Source organism: Paenibacillus sp. SYP-B3998, from assembly GCF_010820665.1.
GTDB lineage: Bacteria > Bacillota > Bacilli > Paenibacillales > NBRC-103111 > Paenibacillus_E.
Window position 1 is genome coordinate 170,505 of record NZ_JAAIKC010000009.1, and the last position, 24,944, is coordinate 195,448.

Annotated in this window: 27 protein-coding genes and 1 riboswitch; of the genes, 19 read left to right on the top strand and 8 right to left on the bottom strand. The window is 45.1% G+C overall.

Features of this window, described 5'->3' with window-relative positions; genetic code table 11:
• The 3 genes from GK047_RS21000 to GK047_RS21010 all read left to right on the top strand — a co-directional run bounded on the left by GK047_RS21000 (position 1) and on the right by GK047_RS21010 (position 1,378).
• Positions 1-375 carry a hypothetical protein gene (locus GK047_RS21000; RefSeq protein WP_163951348.1) on the top strand — a complete coding sequence of 125 codons (375 nt, stop codon included), beginning with the start codon at positions 1-3 and terminating at the stop codon, positions 373-375.
• Positions 365-538, top strand: a complete 174-nt coding sequence (locus tag GK047_RS21005) for a hypothetical protein (RefSeq protein WP_163951352.1) — start codon at positions 365-367, stop codon at positions 536-538. Before GK047_RS21000 ends, GK047_RS21005 begins: the two co-directional genes overlap by 11 nt.
• 162 nt (positions 539-700) lie before the next feature.
• On the top strand, positions 701-1,378 hold the full coding sequence (locus GK047_RS21010; protein WP_163951354.1) for a glycoside hydrolase family 73 protein: 678 nt from the start codon (positions 701-703) through the stop codon (positions 1,376-1,378).
• Between the two features lie 56 nt (positions 1,379-1,434).
• Here the strand turns inward: GK047_RS21010 and GK047_RS21015 are convergent, their stop codons facing one another.
• Positions 1,435-1,596 (bottom strand): mechanosensitive ion channel protein MscL, encoded by a 162-nt coding sequence (locus GK047_RS21015; protein ID WP_163951359.1) that lies wholly within the window; start codon positions 1,594-1,596, stop codon positions 1,435-1,437.
• 343 nt (positions 1,597-1,939) lie between these two features.
• Here GK047_RS21015 and sda point away from each other — a divergent pair, with 343 nt between their 5' ends.
• On the top strand, positions 1,940-2,095 hold the full coding sequence (gene sda / locus GK047_RS21020) for a sporulation histidine kinase inhibitor Sda (RefSeq protein ID WP_163951362.1): 156 nt from the start codon (positions 1,940-1,942) through the stop codon (positions 2,093-2,095).
• Between the two features lie 22 nt (positions 2,096-2,117).
• On the opposite strand, the gene GK047_RS21025 is transcribed toward sda, so the two are convergent.
• Together GK047_RS21025 and GK047_RS21030 are read right to left on the bottom strand one after the other, a co-directional pair.
• Positions 2,118-2,354: a hypothetical protein gene (locus tag GK047_RS21025; protein ID WP_163951365.1), complete on the bottom strand. Its 237-nt coding sequence runs from the start codon at positions 2,352-2,354 to the stop codon at positions 2,118-2,120.
• Between the two features lie 59 nt (positions 2,355-2,413).
• On the bottom strand, positions 2,414-3,415 hold the full coding sequence (locus GK047_RS21030) for an NAD(P)/FAD-dependent oxidoreductase (RefSeq protein WP_163951368.1): 1,002 nt from the start codon (positions 3,413-3,415) through the stop codon (positions 2,414-2,416).
• Positions 3,416-3,819: 404 nt separating this feature from the next.
• Here GK047_RS21030 and GK047_RS21035 point away from each other — a divergent pair, with 404 nt between their 5' ends.
• Entirely contained in the window at positions 3,820-5,010 is a 1,191-nt protein-coding gene (locus GK047_RS21035; protein WP_163951371.1) for an NAD(P)/FAD-dependent oxidoreductase, read from the top strand.
• Positions 5,011-5,037: 27 nt separating this feature from the next.
• Positions 5,038-5,319, top strand: a complete 282-nt coding sequence (locus tag GK047_RS21040) for a hypothetical protein (RefSeq protein ID WP_163951374.1) — start codon at positions 5,038-5,040, stop codon at positions 5,317-5,319.
• 137 nt (positions 5,320-5,456) lie between these two features.
• On the opposite strand, the gene hemQ is transcribed toward GK047_RS21040, so the two are convergent.
• On the bottom strand, positions 5,457-6,203 hold the full coding sequence (gene hemQ, locus GK047_RS21045; RefSeq protein ID WP_163951377.1) for a hydrogen peroxide-dependent heme synthase: 747 nt from the start codon (positions 6,201-6,203) through the stop codon (positions 5,457-5,459).
• Positions 6,204-6,474: 271 nt separating this feature from the next.
• On the opposite strand from hemQ, the gene GK047_RS21050 reads away from it, so the two are divergent.
• From GK047_RS21050 to dnaI, 4 genes are all read left to right on the top strand, one after another.
• A complete protein-coding gene (locus GK047_RS21050) occupies positions 6,475-6,759 on the top strand; it encodes a YuiB family protein (RefSeq protein ID WP_163951380.1) in 285 nt (94 codons plus the stop codon).
• 72 nt (positions 6,760-6,831) lie between these two features.
• Positions 6,832-7,704, top strand: coding sequence for an alpha/beta fold hydrolase (locus GK047_RS21055; RefSeq protein WP_240344074.1), 873 nt, complete (start codon positions 6,832-6,834; stop codon positions 7,702-7,704).
• A 212-nt stretch (positions 7,705-7,916) separates the two neighbouring features.
• The gene (locus GK047_RS21060; protein WP_163951550.1) at positions 7,917-9,437 is read left to right on the top strand and encodes a replication initiation and membrane attachment family protein; all 1,521 of its coding nucleotides are present in this window, start codon (positions 7,917-7,919) and stop codon (positions 9,435-9,437) included.
• A 92-nt stretch (positions 9,438-9,529) separates the two neighbouring features.
• A complete protein-coding gene (gene dnaI, locus GK047_RS21065; protein WP_163951388.1) occupies positions 9,530-10,480 on the top strand; it encodes a primosomal protein DnaI in 951 nt (316 codons plus the stop codon).
• A 57-nt stretch (positions 10,481-10,537) separates the two neighbouring features.
• Here dnaI and GK047_RS21070 read toward each other — a convergent pair whose 3' ends face one another.
• Positions 10,538-11,542, bottom strand: a complete 1,005-nt coding sequence (locus GK047_RS21070) for a globin-coupled sensor protein (RefSeq protein ID WP_163951391.1) — start codon at positions 11,540-11,542, stop codon at positions 10,538-10,540.
• A gap of 110 nt (positions 11,543-11,652) precedes the next feature.
• On the bottom strand, positions 11,653-11,796 hold the full coding sequence (locus tag GK047_RS21075) for a YqzM family protein (protein ID WP_163951394.1): 144 nt from the start codon (positions 11,794-11,796) through the stop codon (positions 11,653-11,655).
• A gap of 206 nt (positions 11,797-12,002) precedes the next feature.
• On the opposite strand from GK047_RS21075, the gene GK047_RS21080 reads away from it, so the two are divergent.
• From GK047_RS21080 to uvrC, 3 genes are all read left to right on the top strand, one after another.
• A complete protein-coding gene (locus tag GK047_RS21080) occupies positions 12,003-12,386 on the top strand; it encodes a MerR family transcriptional regulator (protein WP_163951397.1) in 384 nt (127 codons plus the stop codon).
• A gap of 140 nt (positions 12,387-12,526) precedes the next feature.
• The gene (gene trxA / locus GK047_RS21085; protein ID WP_163951400.1) at positions 12,527-12,841 is read left to right on the top strand and encodes a thioredoxin; all 315 of its coding nucleotides are present in this window, start codon (positions 12,527-12,529) and stop codon (positions 12,839-12,841) included.
• Positions 12,842-13,103: 262 nt separating this feature from the next.
• Positions 13,104-15,077: an excinuclease ABC subunit UvrC gene (uvrC, locus tag GK047_RS21090; protein ID WP_240344083.1), complete on the top strand. Its 1,974-nt coding sequence runs from the start codon at positions 13,104-13,106 to the stop codon at positions 15,075-15,077.
• Here the strand turns inward: uvrC and GK047_RS21095 are convergent.
• Complete coding sequence (locus tag GK047_RS21095) at positions 15,037-16,659, bottom strand: CPBP family intramembrane glutamic endopeptidase (RefSeq protein ID WP_163951406.1); 1,623 nt, start codon at positions 16,657-16,659, stop codon at positions 15,037-15,039. The two genes, uvrC and GK047_RS21095, sit on opposite strands and share 41 nt — an antisense overlap.
• 174 nt (positions 16,660-16,833) lie before the next feature.
• Positions 16,834-16,976: riboswitch (cyclic di-AMP (ydaO/yuaA leader) on the top strand.
• 55 nt (positions 16,977-17,031) lie between these two features.
• Here GK047_RS21095 and GK047_RS21100 point away from each other — a divergent pair.
• From GK047_RS21100 to GK047_RS21115, 4 genes are all read left to right on the top strand, one after another.
• Positions 17,032-18,384, top strand: coding sequence for a TrkH family potassium uptake protein (locus tag GK047_RS21100; protein WP_163951409.1), 1,353 nt, complete (start codon positions 17,032-17,034; stop codon positions 18,382-18,384).
• Between the two features lie 13 nt (positions 18,385-18,397).
• Entirely contained in the window at positions 18,398-19,057 is a 660-nt protein-coding gene (locus tag GK047_RS21105; protein ID WP_163951411.1) for a potassium channel family protein, read from the top strand.
• Entirely contained in the window at positions 19,057-20,316 is a 1,260-nt protein-coding gene (locus GK047_RS21110; RefSeq protein WP_163951414.1) for a cation:proton antiporter, read from the top strand. The genes GK047_RS21105 and GK047_RS21110 overlap by 1 nt, the downstream gene beginning before the upstream one ends.
• Positions 20,317-20,561: 245 nt before the next feature.
• A complete protein-coding gene (locus GK047_RS21115) occupies positions 20,562-21,281 on the top strand; it encodes a response regulator transcription factor (protein ID WP_163951416.1) in 720 nt (239 codons plus the stop codon).
• A 61-nt stretch (positions 21,282-21,342) separates the two neighbouring features.
• Here GK047_RS21115 and GK047_RS21120 read toward each other — a convergent pair whose 3' ends face one another.
• Positions 21,343-22,239 carry a LysR family transcriptional regulator gene (locus GK047_RS21120; protein ID WP_163951417.1) on the bottom strand — a complete coding sequence of 299 codons (897 nt, stop codon included), beginning with the start codon at positions 22,237-22,239 and terminating at the stop codon, positions 21,343-21,345.
• Between the two features lie 263 nt (positions 22,240-22,502).
• On the opposite strand from GK047_RS21120, the gene GK047_RS21125 reads away from it, so the two are divergent.
• Together GK047_RS21125 and sdhA are read left to right on the top strand one after the other, a co-directional pair.
• Entirely contained in the window at positions 22,503-23,162 is a 660-nt protein-coding gene (locus GK047_RS21125; protein ID WP_163951419.1) for a succinate dehydrogenase cytochrome b558 subunit, read from the top strand.
• A 15-nt stretch (positions 23,163-23,177) separates the two neighbouring features.
• On the top strand, positions 23,178-24,941 hold the full coding sequence (gene sdhA / locus GK047_RS21130) for a succinate dehydrogenase flavoprotein subunit (protein ID WP_163951421.1): 1,764 nt from the start codon (positions 23,178-23,180) through the stop codon (positions 24,939-24,941).
• The last annotated feature ends 3 nt before the right edge of the window (positions 24,942-24,944 follow it).

The window sequence follows — 24,944 nt, forward strand, 5'->3', positions numbered from 1 at the left end:
ATGTGGAATGCGATTCGTATATCTGATAATTTATATGGTTTTCAGTTAGAGCAAGGTTATCTGGAGCCATGGGCGGCTGTCGGGCAAATTACAACTGTGCAGAGAGAACTAGTGTTGCTTGTCGATTTATTCTTACTTGAAGTGGAGTCTCGGGAACAATATGAGAAATTGCTTGATGCTGTTCGTGAATTTTTGAGAAATAAAGCTGTGGCGCTCGGTTTTTCCTCGTTTAAAATCAGGTTCAATTGCAAGGGCCTCATTGAAGAAGAGGCGGGCTTGCCTTTACCTACAACGCTACATACCAGCGGTATGTTGGCTGTCGATTATGAATTCGTTGAGGAAGAATGGGTGAAGCACATTGGGCATGTTATATGAAATCCTGAGTTGCTCGAAGCAGCAGGTAACAGATGAAGCACATCCTTTGTCGATCCAGGAGATAGAGGACATCATGCGGTTGAGCCATGATTTGGCTGATCAGAAGCTGAGAGACTTCATGCTGCAGGATGCTAACAGCTACGAGATGAAGCGTAAAGCTTAACAAGGCATATTTTCTACTGAAAATCCTAATCTGTATCTTCTATGATACAGGTTGGGTTTTTTTGCTATATTCAGACCTTTCGGCGGATTTCCAATGGAAAAGCACACGCTTTTAATAGTTAGAGAATAAGATAGTAGAAGAGATCAGAAGGGAGGGTGATAGATGACAAGACAACAGTTTATTGAATTGCTAGTGCCAATTGCGGTTAAATTGCGTCTGAACGGTTCCTCGATCTATCCTTCTGTCCGAATTGCTCAAGCGATACTCGAAACGGGCGGCAATGTGAATGCGTGGAACAACTTAGTTGGGTACAAAGTGGGAAGCGGCAAGCTTACCCCTTACTGGAACGGGGATTGGGTCTCAAGGACAACCTGGGAAGTTGTGAATGGAGCTCGCTACGATAAGGTGCCGGGTGATTTTCGCGCTTATCCGACGATAGAGGCTGGCTTTCGGGATCAAGATTTGCTTTTCCAATCGTCTCGTTATTCAAGTGTAAGACAGGCAGCCGATCCTGATTCCCAAGCAGCCGCGCTGCAGAGCAGCGGGTATGCCACAGACCCAGCATATGCCACCAAGTTAAGCAGGATGATTCAGATATATCAATTAAAACGATATGACGAGGAGGTTATTCACATGCTGGAGGAGCTGCAGAAGCAAGTTGAAGCCTTACAGAAGCAGGTTTCAGCATTAGAGAGGATGACATCGCTTGATACGATTCCACAATGGGCTCAAGCGGCCGTGGACGCTGCAGCTTCAGCTGGCCTTATCGATACGCCGTCTGGGGGCAGTCATGATTTCTATAGGCTGCTTACGGTCCTCCATCGTAAAGGCATTGTTTAGCTTAGTTGGCTGCTGAGCAGTCAAAGAAAAAAAAGGCCACAGGTGAGGGGATTCCCTTAATACACCATGCGGCCTTTAATTTTGACGTTCTCACCGTATTTAACCTTCATTAGTTTGCTCTGCTCGAGCATATAAGCATAAATCTCTTTTAAGCGATTTTTGCGAGGTTTAATTGTTTCTTTAATCTCTCCATTGACTACGATATCATAAACGATCATCGTGTTTCACACTCCTTTGTTTATTGGTTATAGATATAGTGTACGCCGCGAATATTAAATGGCGATTAATTTCATTTCTCAATTGTGTGAACAAGCTTAAAGAAATGTTAACGGAGCATTAATATTCCAACAAAAATTGATCAATTTTTTTTATCGGATAGCCTGGCTGCCAGCATGTGTATAACTTTATGCACATTATCCCCTATATAGATAGCCAGCCTATGATACATATCAACATTTTACCCACAAGATATACACAGTTGTCTGTGGATAACGGAACGCTTGTTCTAATTTTTCGTGCATGATAATATAATTACAAATTCTAGGATAAAGGTGATATCAAGTGAGACTTATTAGTGATGAAACATTGATTGACTCCTACTACAAAGCACTAGATTTGAGATTAGAGTCTGATTTTGTCGACCTACTGCTTGCAGAAATAAAGAGACGCGATTTGAAACTAAGCGTATATGTGAAGGACGAAGCTCCTCTGAATTAACCGGCTCTGGAAAGTGATTTCGTTAATCCAATTGAACGGTAAAGTTGTGAGCGCATATGGTGCAGTTAACAAGGTGAATGCACAGGTACGGTTCATTCTGCGCCCCGTCTACCATCGAGTAAGCGCCTATTTCCTTGTAAGGGGAATAAGGTCCAAGGTAATCATCTAATTTGCCGCAATCCGCAACTGGATGTGCGCAAACGGGACAAGCCATATCTATCGCCTGAAGGCCATTACATACTGGACATATATAAGACAAAGGGGTATTCCTCCTAATCCGTAGATTAGGTATAGAATACCCCATTTTATTTGTTAAGATTAAAATTTCAAGTTACTGCTGTGACCAGGTGAAAGTTTAGCTGTTGGGTCAATATATACTTTGGCGTTGTTGATGGCTGTTGGGGCTTCTCCGAAGCCAACGGCAATCAGTTTCAACTTACCAGGATAAGTCGTAATATCTCCAGCCGCGAAAATACCCGGAATGTTCGTTTCCATTCGTGAATCAACGACGATTGAACCATTGTCAATTTGCAATCCCCATTCGGAAATCGGTCCCAAAGAAGAGACGAAGCCGAAATTGATAATAACTGCATCAACATCATGAATGGTTTCTTCACCGGATTTAATATCTTTTAAAGTGACTTGCTCAATACGGTCGCTGCCGTGCAGTTTTGTAATTTCTGTAGGAGTAACAACATGAACTTTGGAATTTATTAAGTTTTCAACACTATGCTCATGAGCGCGGAATTTATCACGACGATGGATAAGGGTAACTTTTTCTGCGATTGGTTCAAGCATCAAAGCCCAATCCACTGCGGAATCGCCGCCGCCGCTGATTAACACTTTTTGACCGGCAAATGCGTTCAAATCACTAACGAAGTAATGAAGGTTTTTCTTTTCGAATTGTGCAGCTTCAGGCAATTCAAGTCGACGAGGCTCGAAAGCGCCTACGCCCCCTGTAATGATAACCGCATGACTATAATGTACGCCTTTATCTGTGGTTACTTCGAAGAGACGTTCTTCTTTCTTGTTGACTTGATGAACCTTCTCTTCTAAGCGAACGTCTATGGGGAAGTGCTTCATCTGAGCTAACAAGTTATTGACTAATTCTTGAGCCGTTACTTTAGGGAAGCCAGCAACATCATAAATATATTTCTCTGGGTACAAGGCTGCAAGTTGGCCACCTAACTGGGGCATACTTTCAATAACCTTAACAGAAGCTTGGCGCATGCCTGCATAGAAAGAAGCAAACATACCTGCGGGACCTCCGCCGATCACAATAATGTCAACAACTTCTTGATTTACTTCTCTCTCACTCATTCGAACGTCTCCTCCGATTCATTTCCTTTGATGTGTTTTGGTCTCATCCACAATCATTTCTCCATTATAAACGGACTGCTTATTGAAAGAAACAGAAAAGTGCGATTTCTTTATATAAATCCCTTATAGATTTGATAAGTTAATCTTACTTTGTTTGAACAAGCAAAGTTCGCTGAAATGTCCCATTTTAAGCCAAAATAGCACTTGATATTTACTTATGAAAATTATATTATATCATGAGAATGCCTTTGCGCAGTTGTGTTACATATAGTCTATTTCATCATAAATTAATCTTGCCGAGCGCAAACTAATGGCAATATGCTGTTTTTGAAGCCGTTTGTGTAATTTTTCACAATAGAGAGAAACCATGAGACTATAAAATCGGATATGGAAGTGAGAGAAACATGAGTAGAATACCAAGAATCGTCATCTTAGGAGCCGGTTATGGCGGAATCCTTTCGGCAATTCGTTTGCAGAAAGAATTGAACTACAATGAAGCTGATGTCACGCTCGTCAATAAACATGACTATCACTACATTACAACCCACCTTCACATGCCTGCTGCGGGTACAGATAATCCTGAAAATGCACGCGTGAACATTTTAAAACTCATCGATGAATTTAAAGTGGATTTCGTGAAATCAACGGTTACTCAAATTCGTCCTCACGAGAAGAAAGTCATCTTGGAAGACGGAACTCTTTCCTATGATTATTTGGTCATCGGTCTTGGCGGCGAAGCAGAAACATTCGGAATTCCAGGTTTAAAAGAAAATGCATTAAACATTCGCAGTATTAACAGCGTTCGTTTCATCCGTGAGCATATTGAGTATCAATTTGCTAAATACAAGCGTGAACCGGATCGTAAAGACTACCTGACTTTCGTAATCGGCGGAGCAGGATTTACTGGTATTGAGTTTATCGGGGAATTAGCTGATCGCGTTCCTGAACTTTGCAAAGAATTTGACGTTGATCCCTCTTTAGTGAAGATTTATAATATTGAAGCTGCACCAACGGCACTACCAGGATTTGATCCTGAGCTTGTTGAGTACGCAATGAAAGTCCTGACTGACAAAGGTGTTACGTTCAAAATCGGTACGGCGATTAAAGAATGTACACCAGAAGGCGTCCTTATTGCCGGGGATGAGTTCATTAAAGCAGCTACTGTCGTGTGGACAGGCGGTATCCGCGGTAACCACATGCTTGATGAAGCTGGCTTCGAAACAATGCGCGGTAGAATTAAAGTGGATGAGCACCTGCGTGCGCCGCAATTCGATAACATCTATGTCGTAGGCGATTGTTCCATCGTGATGAATGATGAAGGCAGACCGTTCCCTCCAACTGCACAGATCGCTATGCAGCAAGGGGAAGCTGTTGCTCATAACCTGATTGCTTCCATTCGCGGTTCCCAAATGAAATCATTCAAGTTCTCGAACAAAGGAACAGTTGCTTCTTTGGGTAAAGGCCAAGCGATTGGTATTGTTGGTTCCCGCAAGCTTAAAGGAAATGTTGCGGCAATGATGAAAAAAGTGGTCGATATGAGATACCTCTATATCATCGGCGGTATTCCGCTCGTTATTCGTAAAGGACGTTTCTAGTTACGATCAGCAACTGGGGGAATAACCATGAGGCACTGCAGTGTCCAAGTAAGAGGACTTCTTACCCGTGATGAACTGGACCGTTACAACGCGCTGATCGAAGTTGGTCACTTTCTAGAGACTGAGAAGCGTTACGATCATGTTGCTGTTGTACAAAAAGAAATTGATATTCTGATTTTGCCAGCGATTGAGCGATTGAAAGAAAAAGGTCGTCAGCGTGATCGGGATACGGAAGCGTATCTGGCCCGTAAGGCACAGATGGAAGCTGAACTAACCGCTGCGCTTCGTGACGATGAAGATGAGGAATAATGAGTTAACATATACGCCAAAAGGCTGTGTCCGAAATACTGGATGCGGTCTTTTTTTAGACGATACCGTAACGAGCAACAAATAAGAGGAATTAAAAAGAGTGAAGAACATTGTCCTTCACTCTTAAGGGATGCCAATTAAATTTGAATCAATTGGGCGAATTTATCAGGTGTAAGCAGGTTGCCAATGTAGAAATCGCCGAACTCGCCATACCGAGCACTGACTTCATCGAAGCGCATTTCGTAGACAAGCTTTTTGAATTGAAGCGCGTCCTCTGCGAACAGGGTAACGCCCCATTCCCAATCATCCAGCCCAACGGAACCTGTGATGATTTGTTTGACTTTACCAGCATATGTACGACCGATCATGCCATGGCTGCGCATCAGCGTCTTGCGATCATCCGCAGGGAGCATGTACCAGTTATCGTTGCCGTCACGACGCTTATTCATCGGATAGAAGCAAATATGCTTGGCTTTAGGTAAGATAGGCTTCAAGCGAGCCTGTATCTCAGGATCTTCCGCTGGATCAACGCCAGGTTTGGCCAAGTAACTGCTTAATTCTACGATGGATACGTAGGAATAAACAGGAATGGTAAATGCCGCGAAGCTTGATTTATTAAAGGCGTTCTCAAGATCATTCAATTCTTCTAGAGTTTCGCGTAACTGCATGAATACAAAGTCGGCTTTTTGGCCTACAATGCTATAAACAGCAGTGCTGCCTAATTTGTCATTTTCAACTTGTTGCCACTGTGATAGAAACGTATTTAGCTCTTCGGTTGCGTGTCTGCGTTCCTGAGGCGTTGCTGCATGCCATGCGTTCCAATCTATTAAGCGGAAGTCATGGAGCGCATACCAGCCCTCTAGCGTTTGTACGGCTTCACTCATATAAAGTCCTCCTTAAGAGCTTCCTTTGGGAAGCTTTGGTCGTAAGCACAGACGCAAAGCCTATGCTCGAGATTTTCCTACATTGTATCCAATTCATAGGGAAAGGGCAAATGTACAAAGGGTGAAGCTTTAAATGTTCAATTTGTGTACACTTTACCTGCGAGAATCGGTGGATTACAATTGGGAGGTAAGCATTTACAACAGAGAGCTTGTCGCTTACACGTTTGAAGCTGATTAGTTACTGGCGCATAATCCAAAGGGGGAGAATTTTTTGTTGCAAATGGTCATCGCCACAGTCTTGATGATGGTGTTATTTTTCGGACTTGGCTTTATTTTGAATATGTTGATGAAGACAACATGGTTTCCGCTTTATGCCTATATCGCCTTGATCATAGGGGTTGTTATTTATGGGTATATGGGGTCAGCCTCGTTCTTATCTAGCGGTGACAGCTTTACGGTCGTTGATATTGTTCCTGCTATCGGCGGATTCGTCGGTGCCGTGCTAAGTGGCTCTGCTATTAAGGCCCTTCGCACCAGAGGCTTCAAAATGTTCTAGTGAAACATACATATCGGCAGAAATGGTCACGCTATGGGGGAAGATGAACTTCACCTATCGGAGGAATCTATTTTGCCTTATGCCTATGTTAACGGCACGACATTGAACTATAACATTTCTGGAGAAGGAATGCCGATCGTTTTCATTCATCCACCGCTGCTGACCTCCCAGACCTTTGCCTATCAGCATGAACGGCTTTGTAAGGAATATCAAGTGATTACTTTTGATATTCGAGGTCATGGGAGAAGCGAGGCTACTGTGCGAGCTTTTAGCTACTCGCTCATTGTCGAAGATATTCGGCAATTGCTTGATTTTCTCGGTATTGAAAGAGCATTCCTGTGCGGCTATTCTACCGGGGGCTCCATTGTACTAGAGGCGCTCCTTAACGAGCCAAAGCGTTTTCTAGGCGGCATCGTAGTAAGCGGCATGTCGGAGCTAAGCGATGTTTATAACAAAAGCTTGATTTGGCTTGCTTCGCAAATGGCTGGTTCAAGACTCTTTCATAAGTTGCTGGTAAAAGCGATTACTTATGGCAACGCAGATAAGCAAGCAACGTTCCAACATCTATATGAGGATTCTTTGATGGATGCTGATAGAACGGTCAGCTCCTATTACAGATGTTCGCAGACTTATAATTGCACAAGTCGGCTCGGACGTATACAGACGCCGATACTGCTCATTTATGGCGAGAAGGACCGTCGTTTTACTCGCTATGCGAACTTGCTTCATAGCGGGCTTCCTCACAGCTCCTTATATTTTATTAAGGATGCTCAGCATCAGATTCCGACCAAAGAGGCGGAGCGAATGAATGGTTTGATTCACTTATGGATCGAAAGCTTGGATGAACCGCAGACGGAGCGTTTGCAGCTCGACTTGGAAATTGCTAAGAAGCTGAATCCTGCGCTGTACGTGCAGAGTGAGCTTGAAAACAGCACAAGTCTATAGACTTAAAACAGTTGATTTAACAACGAACGCCAACCTATGTTTGGCGTTTTTTTCGTATAAAAACAGATGGTTATTTGGTTTTTCTCCTTTCAGGAAAAATTATCTTTTGTCTGATTCATTCCAAGCGTGTCGATTTTTGTGGTAGACTGATAGAAGAGAAAGCTGCAAAGCTAAGCTTGATTTGGATCAAGGCAGGATGGTGCTGTAACAGGATGCGAATGACCAATATGCTGCATTTTACGGAAAATCACCGCTTTTGCGTAAGTAGGGATTTCTCTTTGAGCAGCCTAGATTATAAAATGCTTGCTATTATGTATCAACCGATGATAGGCGGCTACGCAATAAGCCTCTATCAATTGCTGTATCAGCAGATTAGCGCTGAGAAAGTAGGGTATTCCCCGTTGGAGCAGCAGCGGAAGCTGTTTATGCTGCTTGAGCTAGAGCATGGCGAGAGAGGACGCAAGTACTTAATCGAGCAATCCTCTAAGCTGGAGGCGATTGGACTGCTTCAGACGACTCGGAAGTTTCTAGCAAGCGAAGAAGATTATATTTTTGAGTACACCTTGTCTGCGCCGCTAGGACCGAACGAATTTTTCCGGAATCAGCATTTAACGCTGCTGCTTCGCGATAAGGTCGGAAAGTTCATGCTGCTTTCCCTTCGAGAAGAGCTGCTTTCCCCAGAGCCGGAAGAGTGCCAAGATGCGAGTGAAGAGAATTTGTCAGTGCCATTCTATGACCTATTTCGCCTCAATACGCAGGTGATTGATTATGAGTTGGAACAGGCGCTCTATGAGGCTTCTGCAACGAAGCAGCCTGATGCAAAGCTCGATGTAACAACGAAGGGCTTCAAGTATGCCGACATCATTATGCGGTTTCCCCGAGGTGCAAGTAATCGAGTATTCGTCGAGGCACTCAAGCATGCCCCTGAACAGATGGCGGCTATTAATATTGTTGCGAAGAAGTATAACTTGTCCTTGCAGGAGACGTGCCGCTTGCTCGACGAGGATGGCGTGTTTGCTGAAGATGGCGAGCTGCAGATGGATTTACTGCAATATAATGCGAACTTGTTCTACCGTCAAACCAAGAAGCGCGGCGAGGAGCGGGAGCGTACCTTGGCTCGATCGGAAGAAAGAGGGCAGGGCGAGGATCATGCAGGTACGGAGGAGCATGCTGACGAGAAGTCGGTAGAAATGCAGTATTATTTGGAAGTGCCGCAGCAGCTGCGGGGCGAATGCACAGATCATCAGTATAATTACATCATGCGTAACGAACCCTACACGGCTGTTCTAAAAATGTTTTTCACACAGGGCTCGATCCCTGACGGCGTACTTAATATTTTTGAGAAAATTGATTTGAATTATAAATTGCATGAAGAAGTCATTAATGTTTTGATTCATTTTCTGCATATTGATCGTCGTTCGTGGGCTAAGTCGTCTATAGAAGCCGTAGCCTCGGATATGTTAGGCAAACAAATCGTCACCTACGAGCAAGCGGTTGAATATGTGCGCGAGAAGATCAGCTACAAGCAGAAGGCTGCGTCCAAAGTGGAGGCGGCTAAAGCGGGTGGCGGTGGCGTAACACGCGGACGCCAAGGTAAAACGCAGAAGCCGCACATCCCGATTGTGGTGCCTGATGCGGGAGCAGCAGCTTCCTCAAGGCTGACAGATGAAGAGATGGAAGCAGCGCTGAGGAAAGCCCAAAAGCTGGATGAGCGATTTAACCGTAAAAGCTAGGGGTACAGCCCGGATGGTTCCCTCGTGTACGTTATTTACGGAACACTCGGTTATGCTTGCCATAAGCAACATGCTTAGGAGGTATTTGATGCATGGAGTCCCTATCTCACTTACTGAAATCGATGCCCGAAACGGAATGGAGAAGAAAAGCGGAAACCAAGATTAGGCTGGTCATGGACGACCCCCTCATTCATAAATTTCGCCAAAAGTTCCCGTTTGTCGATGATTATACGATCAAAATTAATATGAACAAGCTGTATCAGCATGTGACTGAGTTCAAAAGCTGTTCGAACTGTCCCGGCTTGGAACGGTGTCCGAATGATATGACGGGCCATTACACGATCTTGTCGGCTCAGTCGGTTAATGAAAAAGCATTCATACATGAAGAAAAAGTGGCTTGCAAGAAATTTACCGGGAAGCTAATCCAAGATGCGATTAACAGCCGGATACGTACTTTCCATGTGGATCCAAGCATCATCAACCAAAGCTACTCCTTTGGAGACATTATTAAAATGGATTTGGACCGCTCGAAGGCTGTTACTCAAATCAATGATTACGTAGCGTTGACCATAGAAGAAGGCCTACAGACGCGAGGACTTTATTTGTCCGGATCGTTCGGTACGGGGAAGACATTCTTAATGGGGTATATGCTGCATCAGCTTGCTAAAGTAGGTATGACTGGCGCTATCGTTTATATGCCCGATTTTGCTGAGGACTTGAAGGGGATGTTTCAAGAGCCTTATAAGCTCAAGGAAACCATTGACCTTCTGAAGGATACAGATTTACTCGTTTTTGACGATATTGGCGCGGAGAACTTGAATCCATGGCTGCGCGACCACGTGATTGGCGCGATAGTAAATTACCGGATGAATCGGAAGCCGACGTTCTTTACTTCCAACTATGAGCTCTCTGGATTGGAGAAGCATTTTAGCTTCACCAACAAAGACGGAGATGAAGAGTACAAAGGACAGCGGATTATGGATCGAATTCGCCCTTTTGTGGATGTGGTGAATGTAACAGGCACAAACAAACGAGGGAAATAAAAGCTGCACCCTACGAGAGTTTACTCTCACAGGGTGCAGCTTTTATTGGTTTGAAGGTTATTTCTTCTTAAGCTGCTCTAACTCGGCTGTAACATTTTCGATCATTTGTACGAAGGAAGTTAATTCTTGTGCGCTTGCCGCTTGCGTACGGGCATAGAGTGTAGTTTCCTCGGAGCCTTTTTTGACGATTTCAAGCTTTTTGGCGATCAGCTTCAGCTTCGTTTGAATTTGATCCAATGCTTCTCTTGAATGGGAAGCTAGCTTGCGGACTTCATTGGCGACTACCTCGAAGCCACGGCCATGCTCGCCTGAACGAGCAGCCTCTATCGCTGCGTTGAGCCCGAGCAAGTGGGTCTGATCGGAAATCTCTTTCATCACAGAGCCCATTTTGGAGATATCCTTGATCTCATTGTGCAAATCATCGATGTGTTGGTTGGAGGACTCTTGGGATTCGGCGGTCTGAATCGCAGTGTCTGCCACGGACTGGCTGCTTCCATTGAGCTCGACCATCATCGAAGCAAGGTCTTGAACGGCGCGGCTGATCGTGCCAAGTATAGTTTCCTGATGGTCAGCAAGTGCTTGGATCTTGTGCTTTTCGTCGTGTTCATACGCTTCGAGCACAAGTTGAGAATCCAAGTTGAACATTTTGCTAAGGGAGTGGATGACTTTGCCCCAATCCTCAGGCATTATCTGCTTGAAGTGCATGAGAGCAAGATCCGTATATTTCATATAAGTGCCTAGGTACCATGAAGTCGTAAGACCGATCCGGGAGTGTACTTTGCCAATATGAAGCCGCTTACTAATATACTCGTCGTTAATCACTCCTGAGGTCATGGACATGAAATACCAACGCTGGGTTTCTTTCAATCGTTCGATGGTACTGTGCTTTTCAATGATAGCGACTAATTCAGGAACACAAATAATGTCTGCATATAGTTGGTCCACTAATACATCAACGATCTTCATGAACTCTTCTTTTTTGCTTTTCAGCAGTTGGAGGTCTTCATTCGTTAGACCAGTGTAGGTGAGTAACTTCTGTCGTTCCGCTTGGACTTGAATCATAGGTGTGAGTAGTCTCCTTCTGATGGTCTAGTTCTCGTAAGGACATTTTACATTAAAAAGAACCCCTTTGCATCAATTACAAAGAGGTTCTTTACATAAATATTAAATTTTTACTTCATAACCTGAATAACAGTCGCAATGACTGCGACAAGCAAAAGCACTCCGAAAAAAGCGCCAAAGCCAATGCCTACATCCATGAAATCATTACGCGGCTCTTCATATACATGAAGCTCAGGGTGTTTAGAATCGCTCATGAGTGTTACCCCCTATGTCCGACATTCGTAAGCTTAGTATACCCAAATTTCTCGAAAGTTGTAAAGCGGTTGAAGTGACAATTGTGTAAACATGAACAGATAAATACGAAAAAAAGAAAAAAACGCTTGACTATAACATTAGTGTCATGGTTTACAATAAAAGCATCCTTACTTGATCAAGAGGGAAAAGGAAAAAGGTGAACACCATGAGAATTAGTGAGTTATCCAAGCTTACCGGCGCCAGCATTCGCTCCTTGAGATATTATGAGACAAAAGGGTTAATTGTAACGGAGCGAGAGGATAACGGTTATCGGGTGTTCAACAAGATGGCTGTGGAACGCGTCAAGACCATCCAGTTTTATTTAAGCTTGGGGTTTACTACAGAGCAGATTGAGAGCTTTCTCAATTGTGTAATGAAAAATCAAGAGTCCCTGTGCGATGATCTGCTGCCTCTTTATTTAGAAAAGCTGAAAGAGATCGAGCAACAGATGGAAATGCTAAAGCTGCTCCAAGCGAATCTGAAGGATCGAATCGCTTATATCGATCACCAACGGCTTCATGGACAGCCTGTGAGTCCGATTGGGAATTAGCGGAAATGCCAGCCATCCATAGCCAGCGGCTTGGTTGAAATGACCCACTAATGTGGTATACTTTACATGTTAACGTTCATCGGTAGCTCTTAACTACTTGATGTTATAAATCAAATCTACGTTTAGAAGGAGGAACTATCATGGCAATCGTGAATGTTTCTGATAACAATTTCAAAGCAGAAGTTGAAGGAGAAGGTACAGTACTTGTAGACTTCTGGGCACCTTGGTGTGGACCTTGTAAAATGATCGCTCCAGTTCTGGAAGAACTTGATAATGAATTAGATTCTTTGAAAATCGCAAAAGTAAACGTGGATGACAACCCGGAATCCGCTGCTCGCTTTGGCGTTATGAGTATCCCAACACTGATCGTTTTCAAAGACGGACAGCCTGTTGATAAAGTGGTTGGCTTCCAATCCAAAGATGCTCTTAAAAATGTAGTAACTCGTCACCAATAATCGAATAATCAAACACTTGTTCTAGAAATAACGTGAGAAAAAGCTCTTTTTCTGCTATGCTGAGAAAGAGCTTTTTTGTTGTACAATATTACGCGGGCGAGCTTTCGTGAATAACGGATTCCCATTTGAGAGACTAGGAAGTTTAAGGATTTCTTCGCTTATGGGGGATAGGTTCGCTGGAAAGGGGTATCGTTTCGTGAACGAACAAGAAGACGAGGCAGTTCGAGAGCAGAGCTTAGAAGTTATCCGGCACAAGCTATCCATGCTTCCAGATAAACCTGGCTGCTATATAATGAAAAACCGCGAAGGTACCATTATTTATGTAGGCAAGGCTAAAGTGTTGAAAAATCGAGTGCGCTCCTATTTCACAGGCAGCCACAGCGCGAAGACGCAAAGACTAGTCAGCGAAATCCGCGACTTTGAATATATAATTACTTCCAGTAATATGGAAGCCTTGATTCTGGAATGTAACCTCATTAAGCAGCATCATCCGCGCTATAATGTACTGCTGAAGGACGATAAGACATTCCCATACATCAAAATAACGCATGAAGAGCAGCCGCGTCTGGAAGTCACGCGGCGTATCTATAAGGATAAGGGGAAGTACTTCGGCCCCTATCCGAACGCTTTCGCAGCTCAGCAGACGAAGAAGCTGCTGGATCGGTTATATCCGCTCCGCAAGTGTAAGACGATACCCGATAAAGTATGCCTATACTATCATATCGGGCAGTGTCTGGCCCCTTGCGAGTATGAGGTATCCGCGGAGACCAATGAGCGGATGGTGCAGGAGATCACTCGTTTCCTCAACGGTGGACACAACGAGATTAAAGATGAACTGACGACAAAGATGCTTGTCGCAGCCGAGGAACTGAACTTCGAGCGCGCGAAGGAGCTTCGCGATCATATCATGAATATCGATGCCGTGATGGAGAAACAGAAGATCACGACGAAGGATGCCGTGGACCGCGATGTGTTCGGTTACGCGGTCGATAAGGGTTGGATGGCTGTGCATATCCAATATATGCGTCAGGGCAAGCTGATCGAGCGGCACGTATCGCTGTTTCCTTACTATGGTGATGAATACAATGATTTCATCACGTATGTTACGCAGGTTTACAGCGATAACCCTGCGCTGCCTAAGGAAATCTTTCTGCCGAGCATACCAGGCATACCAGGCGCAGAAGCCACTGCTGCAGCCAGTGTAGAGGCAGCAGTCGGCGAGGGGAATGGTGAAGCGCCTGCTGCACGAATGGAAGCTGCGGAATATGCAGATCAGGTAACGGGTTTAAATAACGCCGCCCCCGAATCCGAAATTGACGAAGCTCAAGAGGCACCTTTAACGGAGAGCACAGCAAGCGTCGAAGCCGAGGAGAAGGACGTACGCGATGCGTTGGAATCTTGGTTGAAGGTAAAGGTTCATTTCCCGCAGCGCGGCTTGAAGAAGCAAATGGTCGATATGGCCAAGGACAATGCGCGCAATGCGCTTGATGAGAAGTTCCGTTTAGTGGAACGCGATGAACGTCGCACGATCAAAGCCGTCGAGAATCTTGGCGAATGGTTGGGTACGGGCACAATTCGCCGCATCGAGGCGTTCGATAACTCAAATATTCAAGGAACGAATCCGGTTTCAGCCATGGTCGTTTTCGTCGATGGGAAACCGGATCGGAAGGAATACCGAAAGTACAAAGTGAAAACGGTGCAGGGTCCCGATGATTACGAAACGATGCGTGAAGTGATTCGCCGCCGTTACGAACGAGTGCTCAAGGATCATCTTACGATGCCGGACCTCATTGTAGTCGATGGTGGAAAGGGGCAAATCTCGGCAGCCATTGATGTTTTGGAAAATGAGTTAGGATTGTTCATCCCCATTTGCGGCCTTGTGAAAGATGCGAAGCATAAAACCGCTCAGCTGATGATCGGAGACCCAGCCGAAATCGTGCCACTGCCAAGGGATAGTCAGGAGTTCTATTTGCTCCAACGCATCCAGGACGAAGTTCACCGTTTCGCGATTACGTTCCATCGAGAGACGCGCGCGAAATCTATGGTCGTCTCCCAACTTGATGCCATTGCTGGCATTGGAGAGAAGCGGAGAAAGGCGCTGCTGAAGCATTTTGGCTCGGTACGTAAAATAAAAGAGGCTGAAGTCGCAGACTTCAAGCCTCTGGGTATTGGTGAAAAGCTGGCAAGCGAGATTCTCAAAGCGCTTCAAGGCGAGGCGGCGGCTCCCCAGGAGTAAGGGGGCCCCGCCTTTTTCCGTGCAGCCAAGCGAGCGCAAGTCCGACAAGCGCAGGCAGTGCAATATAGAAAATGCCTGCCAACACATCGGTTACCCGACCTAAGGAAAAGAGGGACATGCCCATCAGTATGCTGTCCATGCAAGCATGGGCAAATACGGCTGTTATGAAGCCATACTTTAGAAACACGTAACCGAGAATGATGCCGATGATTGTTACTTCAATGAGACGGGTATAAACCGGATAGATCGGGTATTGCGTGTGGCTTGCCGCCCAAATGATACTTGGCACGATGATCGCGATAAAATTAGAACGGAATAATTTTTTGAATAACATGATGCCAAGAAGTCGGTAAGTTGCTTCTTCTGAAATGGCCGCGACCCACGCCATAAGCGGGAACAGGCGGGGCTCCAGCATATTCAGCATGGAGTCAGACGGATCATTCACCGCCCACACATCGAAATTTACCTCGCCTGCATAGAACAATACTTGTTGAACGCCTAAGATGAAGAGCGCAAGTAAATAGCCACGACCCATTCCGTAGAAAGCTTCCTGGCCAAAAGCGCGCTCTTTCCATGATGGCCAAGGCCTAGAGCCAATCGATTCCCAGAGCCCGTTACCAGCGGCTAGGGCTAGATAAAGCGAGATGCCGAGCAGCATAGTGACTAAATTCATGAACAACGATGCCACAAGGGTTGCCATGTCGCCATTAACAGAACCGGCCATCGATTTAAACGCTGGGTACATGTTGATGTTATTCGTGATATAGATGGTGATGAAAATCAGCGTCAAGAGTAGTCCGCGACGAAAGTCAATTTGTTTACGAAATTTAATAGCATAAATAATGGCCGCAAGAGACATGAGCAGTGTGAAGCCCATAGAAATCCAGGTCATGATAGCAGCTGAACGGTCTTGCTGATCAAGCCAAGCTTGATAGGATGCGGGCACACTGAAAAGGATGTTAAAACCAATTAAAGCTTTATCATTGAAATCGAGGCGCACTTGCAATTTCGCCTTGCCAACAGGATCCGTTTGTTTCTCGTAAAACAGTGTTGTGCCTATTGCTTCTTGATCCGCAGGCTTCTCGATCGCGATGAAATCATCTGGATTGAGCCCTTGGCTGCGGATTTCCTGTTTCGCCAAAATATCGGCCTTCTGCTTGCTCATCGCGGTGCTCACCGTATTGGTTTCGCTCCAACCGATGATTTTGGCATTCGTGTAGTTAACCTCGACTTCATAATGTAGTTTTGAGACGGGATCTACAACACTAACTTGATAATAATCAATAGGGAAGCGCTCTCCATATTTTTTTGCGTAGGCTTCGGAGAGATTTTCTTTTTGTAAATAACCGCTTCTCCCTTTTTTAGATTGGTAAACAACAAAGGCTTTCGGGCTATGAGCCCCGTATCTATCAGTAATAAATTGTACTGCGCTATCCGCTGCTTGCTGCTTCGTTATTGAAGGGTTCTCTGTGGATGTTGTTTCTTCGGCTCGAAGCCCATATAACGCATTGACACCGACATACATAACGATACCTATACAAGCGAGTAGAAGCAGTAATCGATTCAACCTCGGTTGAAGCATAGATCAGTCCCCTTACAATGAGTTACTACAAAGTTATCACAGTTTAAAAAGAAAGCCAATTCGGTCAAAAATACTGGAAATGAGGGCAAGAGCTCGATTGGATTGGCATATTCTCTTAAATCGGCTGAAATAAACTTTGTATGTAGACGAAAACAGTTATATAATTCATATCAATTGAATAAAAAGCCGAATTTCTTTATGAAAACGGGGGAACCATGTAAATGGGGTGAATTTTGCTTCAGGCCTAGGTCTGGCAAATAGGGTGGTCCGCGCATCCGAATCCGTCAGCTAACCTCGTAGGCTTTACGTTAGGAACCATACCGATTAAGGCATTGGATTTCCAGTGTCTTTTTTGCATGCACAGGGGGCATTATGAAGAAAAAGGTCAGCATTTGGCAGCTTACACCGCCGCAAATTTTGGTGCTTGGTTTTGCTGCTATCATTTTTATTGGAGCGGGGCTCCTAACACTTCCTTTTGCCTCAGCAACTGGACAATCTATCGCTTTCATTGATGCATTGTTTACGGCGACTTCGGCAACTTGCGTAACAGGGCTTGTTGTGGTGGATACGGGAAGCGCTTATACGACATTTGGGCAAGTCGTTATTATTAGCTTGATCCAAATTGGCGGGTTAGGCTTTATGACCATGTCCACACTCATTGCATTTGCATTCCGCAAAAAAATCACGCTCAAAGAGCGGCTCGTTTTGCAAGAGGCTTTTAACCAAGGAAGCATGGAAGGCATTGTGCGGCTTATCCGCAAGGTTATTATTTATTCGCTTGTGATTGAGGCTGTCGCAGCAGTTATTTTTACAATTCGTTGGACCTTTGATTTAGGATTTTCTAAGGCATTGTACTTCGGAACTTGGCATGCGATCTCGATGTTTAATAATGCCGGGTTTGATTTATTTGGAACGGTTGATGCGCCTTTCGTCTCGTTTACTGGCTATGCGAACGATTTCGTAGTGAACTTCGTGGCTATGGCGCTTATCGTGCTTGGGGGTATCGGCTTTATCGTGATGTCCGATGTCATGGATTACAGGAAAACGAAGAAGCTTACCCTGCATTCGAAGGTCGTTCTCAGCATGACCGGGCTGCTGATTATTTTAGGTGCTGTTGTTATTTTTATTTTCGAGTACACGAATACCAAGACGCTAGGCTCACTTGATTTTGGCGGCAAGGTGCTTGCCTCCTTCTTTCAATCTGTTGCGCCGCGAACGGCCGGTCCGAATACGGTTGATATCGGTGGGATGCGTCAAGCAACACAATTTTTCATCGTTATCCTTATGTTCATTGGCGCCTCTCCAGGCTCTACAGGGGGTGGGATCAAAACGACGACCTTCGCCATTTTGATAAGCGCGATTGTGACTATGGTTCGAGGGAAAGAAGACATCGTGATTTTCCGCTTCCGTTTGGCGAAGGATCGTATCCTCAAAGCGATTACGCTTACGTTGATTGCCTTAATCCTGGTTATATTCGTGTCGATGCTGCTTTCTACAACCGAGTCCTCGCAGTTCCTCAAAATTTTGTTTGAGGTCACTTCTGCCTTCGGTACGGTAGGTTTGACGATGGGACTTACACCGGATCTGACGACATTCGGCAAAATCATGATCAGCTTGACGATGTTCGCTGGACGTCTGGGACCCATTACGCTTGCGTATGCCTTACAACCGAAGCAAGAGAAAGAATTATATAGATACCCTGAGGGGAAAATTACCATTGGATAGGGGAAAAAGAAACATGAAAAATCAATATGCAGTTATCGGTTTGGGCCGATTCGGGGCAAGTATTTCGCAGGAGCTTATCAAGCTTGGCTATGAAGTGCTTGGCATTGACAAGGATGAAGAAGCGGTAGACGAGCTCAGCTCCGAGCTGACCCATGCTGTCGTGGCCGATGCAACGGATGAAGAAGTTCTGAAGTCGCTCGGTTTGCGTAATTTTGATTGCGCGGTTGTCGCGATTGGAGATGACATTCAATCTAGTATTTTAACGGCGATTGTGCTAAAGGATTTAGGTGTTAAGAAGGTTGTTGCCAAAGCGTTATCTGAGCTGCATGGTAAGGTTTTGAACAAAATCGGTGTAGATCGTATTATTTACCCGGAGCGGGACATGGGCATTCGCGTAGCGCATCAACTTGTTTCTCCTAATTTGTTGGATTACATCGAGATATCCAAGGATTATACGATTGCTGAGCTTTCCGTTCCTAAACGGATCTGTGGGTATTCCATCAAAGACTTGGATCCGCGCGCAAAGTATGGCTGCAGTGTCGTAGCAATTAATAAAAAAACAGGCGTCATCATTGCCCCTACAGCAACGGATGTCGTTAATGAGGATGATATTATGGTTATCATTGGTACAAACGATCAAATTGATGAGTTTGAGAATGAAGTCATTCGCTAATGGAAAATGCGACTTCACTTCTAATTGACCATGTCATCATTCTGCTTGTTTTAATTTTCGGTTTGGGCATGTTGTTTGGTAAGATCGCTCAAAGACTGAAGTTGCCAGATGTAGCGCTCTTCCTGGTAGCAGGTATGCTAATCGGACAAGGTCTTCACTGGATTGATGAGGCCAGCACCTCTTTTACGAATCAATTTATTCTTGTTATTGGCTCTACCTTAATCTTATTCGATGGCGGTCGTAATATCCGGCTATCCGGTCTGCGCAAGGTATGGCTAACGGTGAGCTTGCTCAGCATACCAGGGGTGATTGTCACTTGTGGGGCTGTTGCAATTACAGCTCATTTACTTTTAGATCTCCCGTGGCTTTATGCGTTATTACTTGGGGCTATTATCAGTTCTACGGATCCAGCAACCCTCATTCCAGTCTTTAAGCAAGTGCGTATTCGCACGAAAGTAAGGGAAACCGTAGAGAGCGAGTCTGCCTTTAATGACGCGACAGGTTCGATACTTACCTTTTCACTGTTAGCTGTTATTTTAGGAACCCAAGGGGTTTCCCTCACATCTGGCGTCAGTGAGTTTGTGAAAACAGCGTTAGGCGGACTGCTTCTTGGTGGCGTGATTGGCTATGTCATGACTTACATTACGGCGCATATGAAGCTCGGATTTCTGCGGGACTATGCAACCATTGCCATGGTCGTGACTTCCTTGGGGGCGTACATAGCTGGAGAACTGCTTGGTTTCAGCGGCTTCATGGCCACTTTTACAGCAGGCCTCATTTGGGGGAATGCGAGAACCTTCAAGCTGGACATGAATGACAAGCTGCATGAGATGGAACACTTTTCGGAAAATATTACGGTGATTATGCGGATGCTTATTTTCATCCTCCTGGGCAGTCAAGTAAATTTCACTGTAATCTTGGAGCACTTCTGGACAAGCCTAGGCGTTATTTTCGTCTTTATGTTTATTGCACGTCCACTGACGGTATTGGTTTGTACGCTGCCAGATCGTAAAGCAAAATGGAAATGGAATGAAATTGTGTTTATGTTCTGGGTTCGAGAAACAGGGGTCATTCCCGCGGCCTTGTGTGGGATGGTAGCAGGGATGGGTGTGGAACACAGTGAATTAATTGCCAGTGTCACGTTCCTAGCTGTGCTGATTACTATCTTATTTCAAGCAAGTACAACAGCGTATGTCGCTCGTAAACTCGGCTTGGAAGTTAAAGCGGATGAAGATGAGATAAGTTCTGGGGCCGCATAGATACTTAGGGAAATAAATCGAAAAAAAACGTTCTTTTCAACCAAATGGGTCGAAAAGAGCGTTTTTTTGTGTTTAACAGTTATCTAACATTTCATCTTGTTGAGCCCGTAACTTTTATAGTATATTAACGTTATGACAAACATTTTTCGACAATATCTCTTCTTGTGTATACTCAGCGAAAGCTGACCTAACGATTTCCTTGCAAATTTCTAATAGAGGACTTCGAAGATAAGGGTGGGCTCAGCATGTATAAGGTATTAGTTATTGAAGATGACGCGATGATTGGCGATATGGTTTCGATGTATTTAGGAGAGGAAGGCTTTAAGGTTATTCGTCATGAAAATGGTAGAGATGGGCTTCAAGCTGTTCACCAATTCGGGCCTGACATTATTTTGCTCGATCTCATCCTTCCGGATATGGATGGGCTTGAATTGTGTCAACAAGTTCGTGAAATATCAAAAATACCGATTATGATTGTATCCATGAAAAATAAGGTGGTTGAACGGGTTAATGCCCTAGCAGTTGGTGCTGATGATTATATGTGCAAGCCATTTAGCATGCATGAAATGAGTGCTAGAGTGCATGCGTTGATTCGCCGTTCCAAGCTATACCAACCTAAGCGATCAGCAAACGCTCCATCATCAAATACGGCCGTTATGGTTGCTGAACGCGACGCTGACAATTTGGTCAGTCTTGACCAGGATACGCGCTCGATGTGGGTACACGGCGATTTGATCGAAACAACCTATTCTGAGTTCGAGATCATGAAATGCTTTTTGAAAAATCCTGGCAGAGTATTTAGTCGGGAAGATCTTTTACAAACGGTTCGCGGCTTTGATTCTTTCGTAACCGATCGAGCCATTGATGTTCACATTGCAAATCTGCGTAAGAAAATTGAAGTTAATCCAAAGGAGCCCAAACGGATTCGAACCGTGTGGGGGGTTGGGTATAAGTTTGTTTTGTAAGTGCTTTCCTCTGCCTCTAGTAGCTGCGCGGTTCTCTTACCGTGCGCAGCTGATTAGAGGTTTATTTATGCTTAGCAAAGTAGGACATCGCTTGTGTAATGAATTTCATCACGGCTACATTCTCTGAAGTGCTCTCCGAAAAGATGAGGGACGTTGTCCGCTTCGTTTGCTCAAGCTCGACTAAGTTGCGTAGAATCAACTCGTTATTCTGAATGAGGTCTTCGCGCAAATAGGACTTGGGTAGCAGGGTTGCAGTTTTGCACGTAGAAACTAGGCGGATAATCGCTTCAAAAGAGTCAATTTCCATTTGCACATTGGGAAAAATAGAATATCGATGGAACAATTCGTCCATGAGAATGCGATACCAAGTGCCTTTGGAAAAGAGAATCATGGGCAGCTCATTCAAGTCGCTTATGGCAATGCGAGGGCGATCAAAGTAGGGATGCCCGTATGGCAGGACGAGACATAGATGATCATCGAATAGAGGCTTGCAGTTTAGCCCTGGGCTATTAATTAGCGAAGCGACGATCCCGATATCGACTTTTTTTTCTTTGACCATGGTGACCACCTCATGGGTCTTGCCCGTCAGCAGCTTGATCTCCGTCAGCGGGAAATCTTTTAAATAATCCGTAATTAAATCGGGGAGCGTGGCTTGCAGCGTGGTCAGACTAGCACCGATCGTCATGGAGACATGATTGCCTTCCGCTCTGTAAGCCTGAATGGTTTGCATGAATTTGCGTTCCATATGACGCAGCTCCAATGCATGGTCATAGCAGATTTGACCTACCTTCGTCAGCTCTAGCCGCTTCCCTTTACGTATGAAGAGCTCGAGTCCGAGTTCAGCTTCCAGCTTCATTATTTTGCGTGAAAGAGCTGGCTGCGAGAGGTTTAAAATCTGTGAAGCTTTATTTAAACTTGCTTGTTCGACAACAATGGCGAAAACATCCAAAAGTTCCATAGGGAGCAGCTCCTTGCTTCTATATGCGTGTAAATTATAAGTGTATATAAATAATCGGCACTTCCATTATAAGCGTGAAAGATGTACGATGTATATGTGACTTTCATGTTCACATTTTTTGGGTCAATCCTGCATAAACGTTCATGATTTTGGCAAAATAGGCGTAAATGATTCTGGGTTGACGCTCGTTTGCGGCGAGAGTACAATGATATGTGGCTTGTCTGAATATGTCGGATGTTATTATTTAGGGGGGAATAGGTTTAATGACGGGTAATTCGTATTACTTTCGAAAGATCCACTCTTTACTTGGTGTAATTCCAGTGGGCTTCTTTCTCATCGAGCATTTGCTCACGAACTATGAGGCGACAAAAGGTCACGCTGCCTTCGTAGATCAGATTAATTGGCTGAACGGTTTACCGCTGGTATTGCTTCTTGAAATCTTCGGTATCTGGCTTCCGCTTCTTTATCATGCCGTCTATGGTTTGTATGTAGCTTATCAAGCTCGCAACAACGTTAGCAGCTATGGGTATTTCCGGAATCAAATGTTTTTACTGCAGCGTGTGACAGGCGTAATTACGTTTTTGTTCGTTGCATGGCATTTCTTCGAAACGCGGTTACAGGTTGCTCTGGGTAACGTAGGGCATGGAGATCTAGGGATGACGATGCATGATATTGCAACGAATCCGGTGATGTTCACGATTTATGTTATTGGTACGGTATCAGCAGCTTTCCATTTCTGTAACGGCATGTGGTCCTTCCTGGTTAGTTGGGGAATCACAATTGGCCCGCGTGCACAACGCTTTTCTTCATACATCTGGATGGCGTTATTCGTAGTTATGGCCGTTATGTTTATTATGTCTTTGACAGCTTTTACAGATCCGCAATTTCAGCAGCTTCCTGCGGAAGCGCATACCGGGCATTAGGGAGGGTGAACTAAAGTGGCAAATTCGAAAATTATCGTCGTCGGTGGAGGCCTTGCGGGACTCATGGCGACAATTAAAGCAGCGGAAGCCGGAGTTCACGTGCAATTGTTCTCCTTGGTTCCGGTGAAGCGTTCTCACTCCGTATGTGCGCAAGGTGGCATCAACGGAGCGGTTAATACTAAAGGTGAAGGCGACTCCACATGGGAGCACTTTGATGATACCGTATATGGTGGAGATTTCTTGGCCAACCAACCGCCAGTTAAAGCGCTTTGCGATGCAGCGCCTGGCATTATTCACCTCATGGATCGTATGGGTGTTATGTTCAACCGTACGCCAGAGGGCTTGCTAGACTTCCGTCGTTTCGGCGGAACGAAATATCACCGTACAGCGTTCGCAGGTGCGACGACTGGACAACAATTGCTATATGCGCTTGATGAGCAAGTGCGCCGCTGGGAAACAGCAGGTCTCGTAACGAAGTTCGAGCACTGGGAATTCCTGGGTGCCGTCATCGATGACGATGGCGTGTGCCGTGGTATCGCAGCGCAAGATCTGCGCAGCATGGAAGTGCAAACCTTCCCGGCTGACGCGGTTATTTTGGCGACTGGCGGTCCTGGTATCATCTTCGGTAAAACGACGAACTCCGTTATCAATACGGGTACGGCAGCAAGTGCGGTTTACCAACAAGGCGTCAAATATGCCAATGGCGAGATGATTCAAATTCACCCGACGGCGATTCCTGGAGACGACAAGCTTCGCTTGATGTCCGAGTCGGCGCGTGGCGAAGGCGGACGTATCTGGACGTACAAAGACGGTAAGCCTTGGTACTTCCTTGAAGAAAAATACCCTGCTTACGGAAACTTGGTTCCGCGTGATATTGCAACGCGTGAAATTTTCTCCGTGTGCGTGGATCAGAAGCTCGGCATCAATGGCGAGAACATGGTTTACTTGGATCTTTCTCACAAAGATCCGAAAGAGTTGGACGTTAAACTGGGCGGTATCATGGAAATTTACGAGAAATTCATGGGCGATGACCCGCGTAAAATTCCAATGAAGATTTTCCCGGCTGTTCATTACTCCATGGGCGGTATGTGGGTAGATTACAACATGATGACGAACGTGCCGGGCTTGTTCGCTGCGGGCGAATGTGAATATCAGCATCATGGCGCAAATCGTTTGGGTGCAAACTCGCTCGTATCCGCGATCTATGACGGTATGGTATCCGGTCCTAAAGCAGTTGAGTATATCCGTGGCCTTGAAAAACATGCTGACGATATTTCTTCCACGATCTATGACCGTGAGAAAAAACGTCATACAGACCGTTACGAAAGCTTGCTCAAAATGAACAGCGGTATGGAAAACGCGTATGTGCTGCACAAAGAGCTTGGCGATATGATGAATTCCAATATGACGGTTGTTCGTTATAACGATCGTCTGCAAGATACGATCAACAAAATTAAAGATTTGAAAGCAAGATATGCAAATATCAACATCACGGATACCGCTCGTTGGAACAATCAAGGTGTTGCCTTTACACGTCAGTTGTGGAATATGTTCGAACTGGCTGAGGCGATGACTGTCGGTGCGTTGCTGCGTAACGAGAGTCGTGGAGCGCATTACAAGCCTGACTTCCCAGAGCGTGATGATGATAACTTCATGAAAACAACGATTGCCGATTGGACGCCAGACGGCCCGAAAATCAGCTACGATGAAATCGATGTTTCGTTGATTGCGCCACGTAAACGTGACTACTCCACAGAAAAGAAAAAGGGAGGACATTAAATC

Excerpts from the sequence above, each read along its gene's own strand:
- GK047_RS21000 (WP_163951348.1), top strand. The coding sequence starts at position 1 with ATGTGGAATGCGATTCGTATATCTGATAATTTATATGGTTTTCAGTTA.
- GK047_RS21005 (WP_163951352.1), top strand. The coding sequence starts at position 365 with ATGTTATATGAAATCCTGAGTTGCTCGAAGCAGCAGGTAACAGATGAA.
- GK047_RS21010 (WP_163951354.1), top strand. The coding sequence starts at position 701 with ATGACAAGACAACAGTTTATTGAATTGCTAGTGCCAATTGCGGTTAAA.
- GK047_RS21015 (WP_163951359.1), bottom strand. The coding sequence starts at position 1,596 with ATGATCGTTTATGATATCGTAGTCAATGGAGAGATTAAAGAAACAATT.
- GK047_RS21030 (WP_163951368.1), bottom strand. The coding sequence starts at position 3,415 with ATGAGTGAGAGAGAAGTAAATCAAGAAGTTGTTGACATTATTGTGATC.
- GK047_RS21035 (WP_163951371.1), top strand. The coding sequence starts at position 3,820 with ATGAGTAGAATACCAAGAATCGTCATCTTAGGAGCCGGTTATGGCGGA.
- GK047_RS21040 (WP_163951374.1), top strand. The coding sequence starts at position 5,038 with ATGAGGCACTGCAGTGTCCAAGTAAGAGGACTTCTTACCCGTGATGAA.
- hemQ (WP_163951377.1), bottom strand. The coding sequence starts at position 6,203 with ATGAGTGAAGCCGTACAAACGCTAGAGGGCTGGTATGCGCTCCATGAC.
- GK047_RS21060 (WP_163951550.1), top strand. The coding sequence starts at position 7,917 with ATGCGAATGACCAATATGCTGCATTTTACGGAAAATCACCGCTTTTGC.
- dnaI (WP_163951388.1), top strand. The coding sequence starts at position 9,530 with ATGGAGTCCCTATCTCACTTACTGAAATCGATGCCCGAAACGGAATGG.
- GK047_RS21070 (WP_163951391.1), bottom strand. The coding sequence starts at position 11,542 with ATGATTCAAGTCCAAGCGGAACGACAGAAGTTACTCACCTACACTGGT.
- GK047_RS21075 (WP_163951394.1), bottom strand. The coding sequence starts at position 11,796 with ATGAGCGATTCTAAACACCCTGAGCTTCATGTATATGAAGAGCCGCGT.
- GK047_RS21080 (WP_163951397.1), top strand. The coding sequence starts at position 12,003 with ATGAGAATTAGTGAGTTATCCAAGCTTACCGGCGCCAGCATTCGCTCC.
- trxA (WP_163951400.1), top strand. The coding sequence starts at position 12,527 with ATGGCAATCGTGAATGTTTCTGATAACAATTTCAAAGCAGAAGTTGAA.
- uvrC (WP_240344083.1), top strand. The coding sequence starts at position 13,104 with ATGCTTCCAGATAAACCTGGCTGCTATATAATGAAAAACCGCGAAGGT.
- GK047_RS21095 (WP_163951406.1), bottom strand. The coding sequence starts at position 16,659 with ATGCTTCAACCGAGGTTGAATCGATTACTGCTTCTACTCGCTTGTATA.
- GK047_RS21100 (WP_163951409.1), top strand. The coding sequence starts at position 17,032 with ATGAAGAAAAAGGTCAGCATTTGGCAGCTTACACCGCCGCAAATTTTG.
- GK047_RS21105 (WP_163951411.1), top strand. The coding sequence starts at position 18,398 with ATGAAAAATCAATATGCAGTTATCGGTTTGGGCCGATTCGGGGCAAGT.
- GK047_RS21110 (WP_163951414.1), top strand. The coding sequence starts at position 19,057 with ATGGAAAATGCGACTTCACTTCTAATTGACCATGTCATCATTCTGCTT.
- GK047_RS21115 (WP_163951416.1), top strand. The coding sequence starts at position 20,562 with ATGTATAAGGTATTAGTTATTGAAGATGACGCGATGATTGGCGATATG.
- GK047_RS21120 (WP_163951417.1), bottom strand. The coding sequence starts at position 22,239 with ATGGAACTTTTGGATGTTTTCGCCATTGTTGTCGAACAAGCAAGTTTA.
- GK047_RS21125 (WP_163951419.1), top strand. The coding sequence starts at position 22,503 with ATGACGGGTAATTCGTATTACTTTCGAAAGATCCACTCTTTACTTGGT.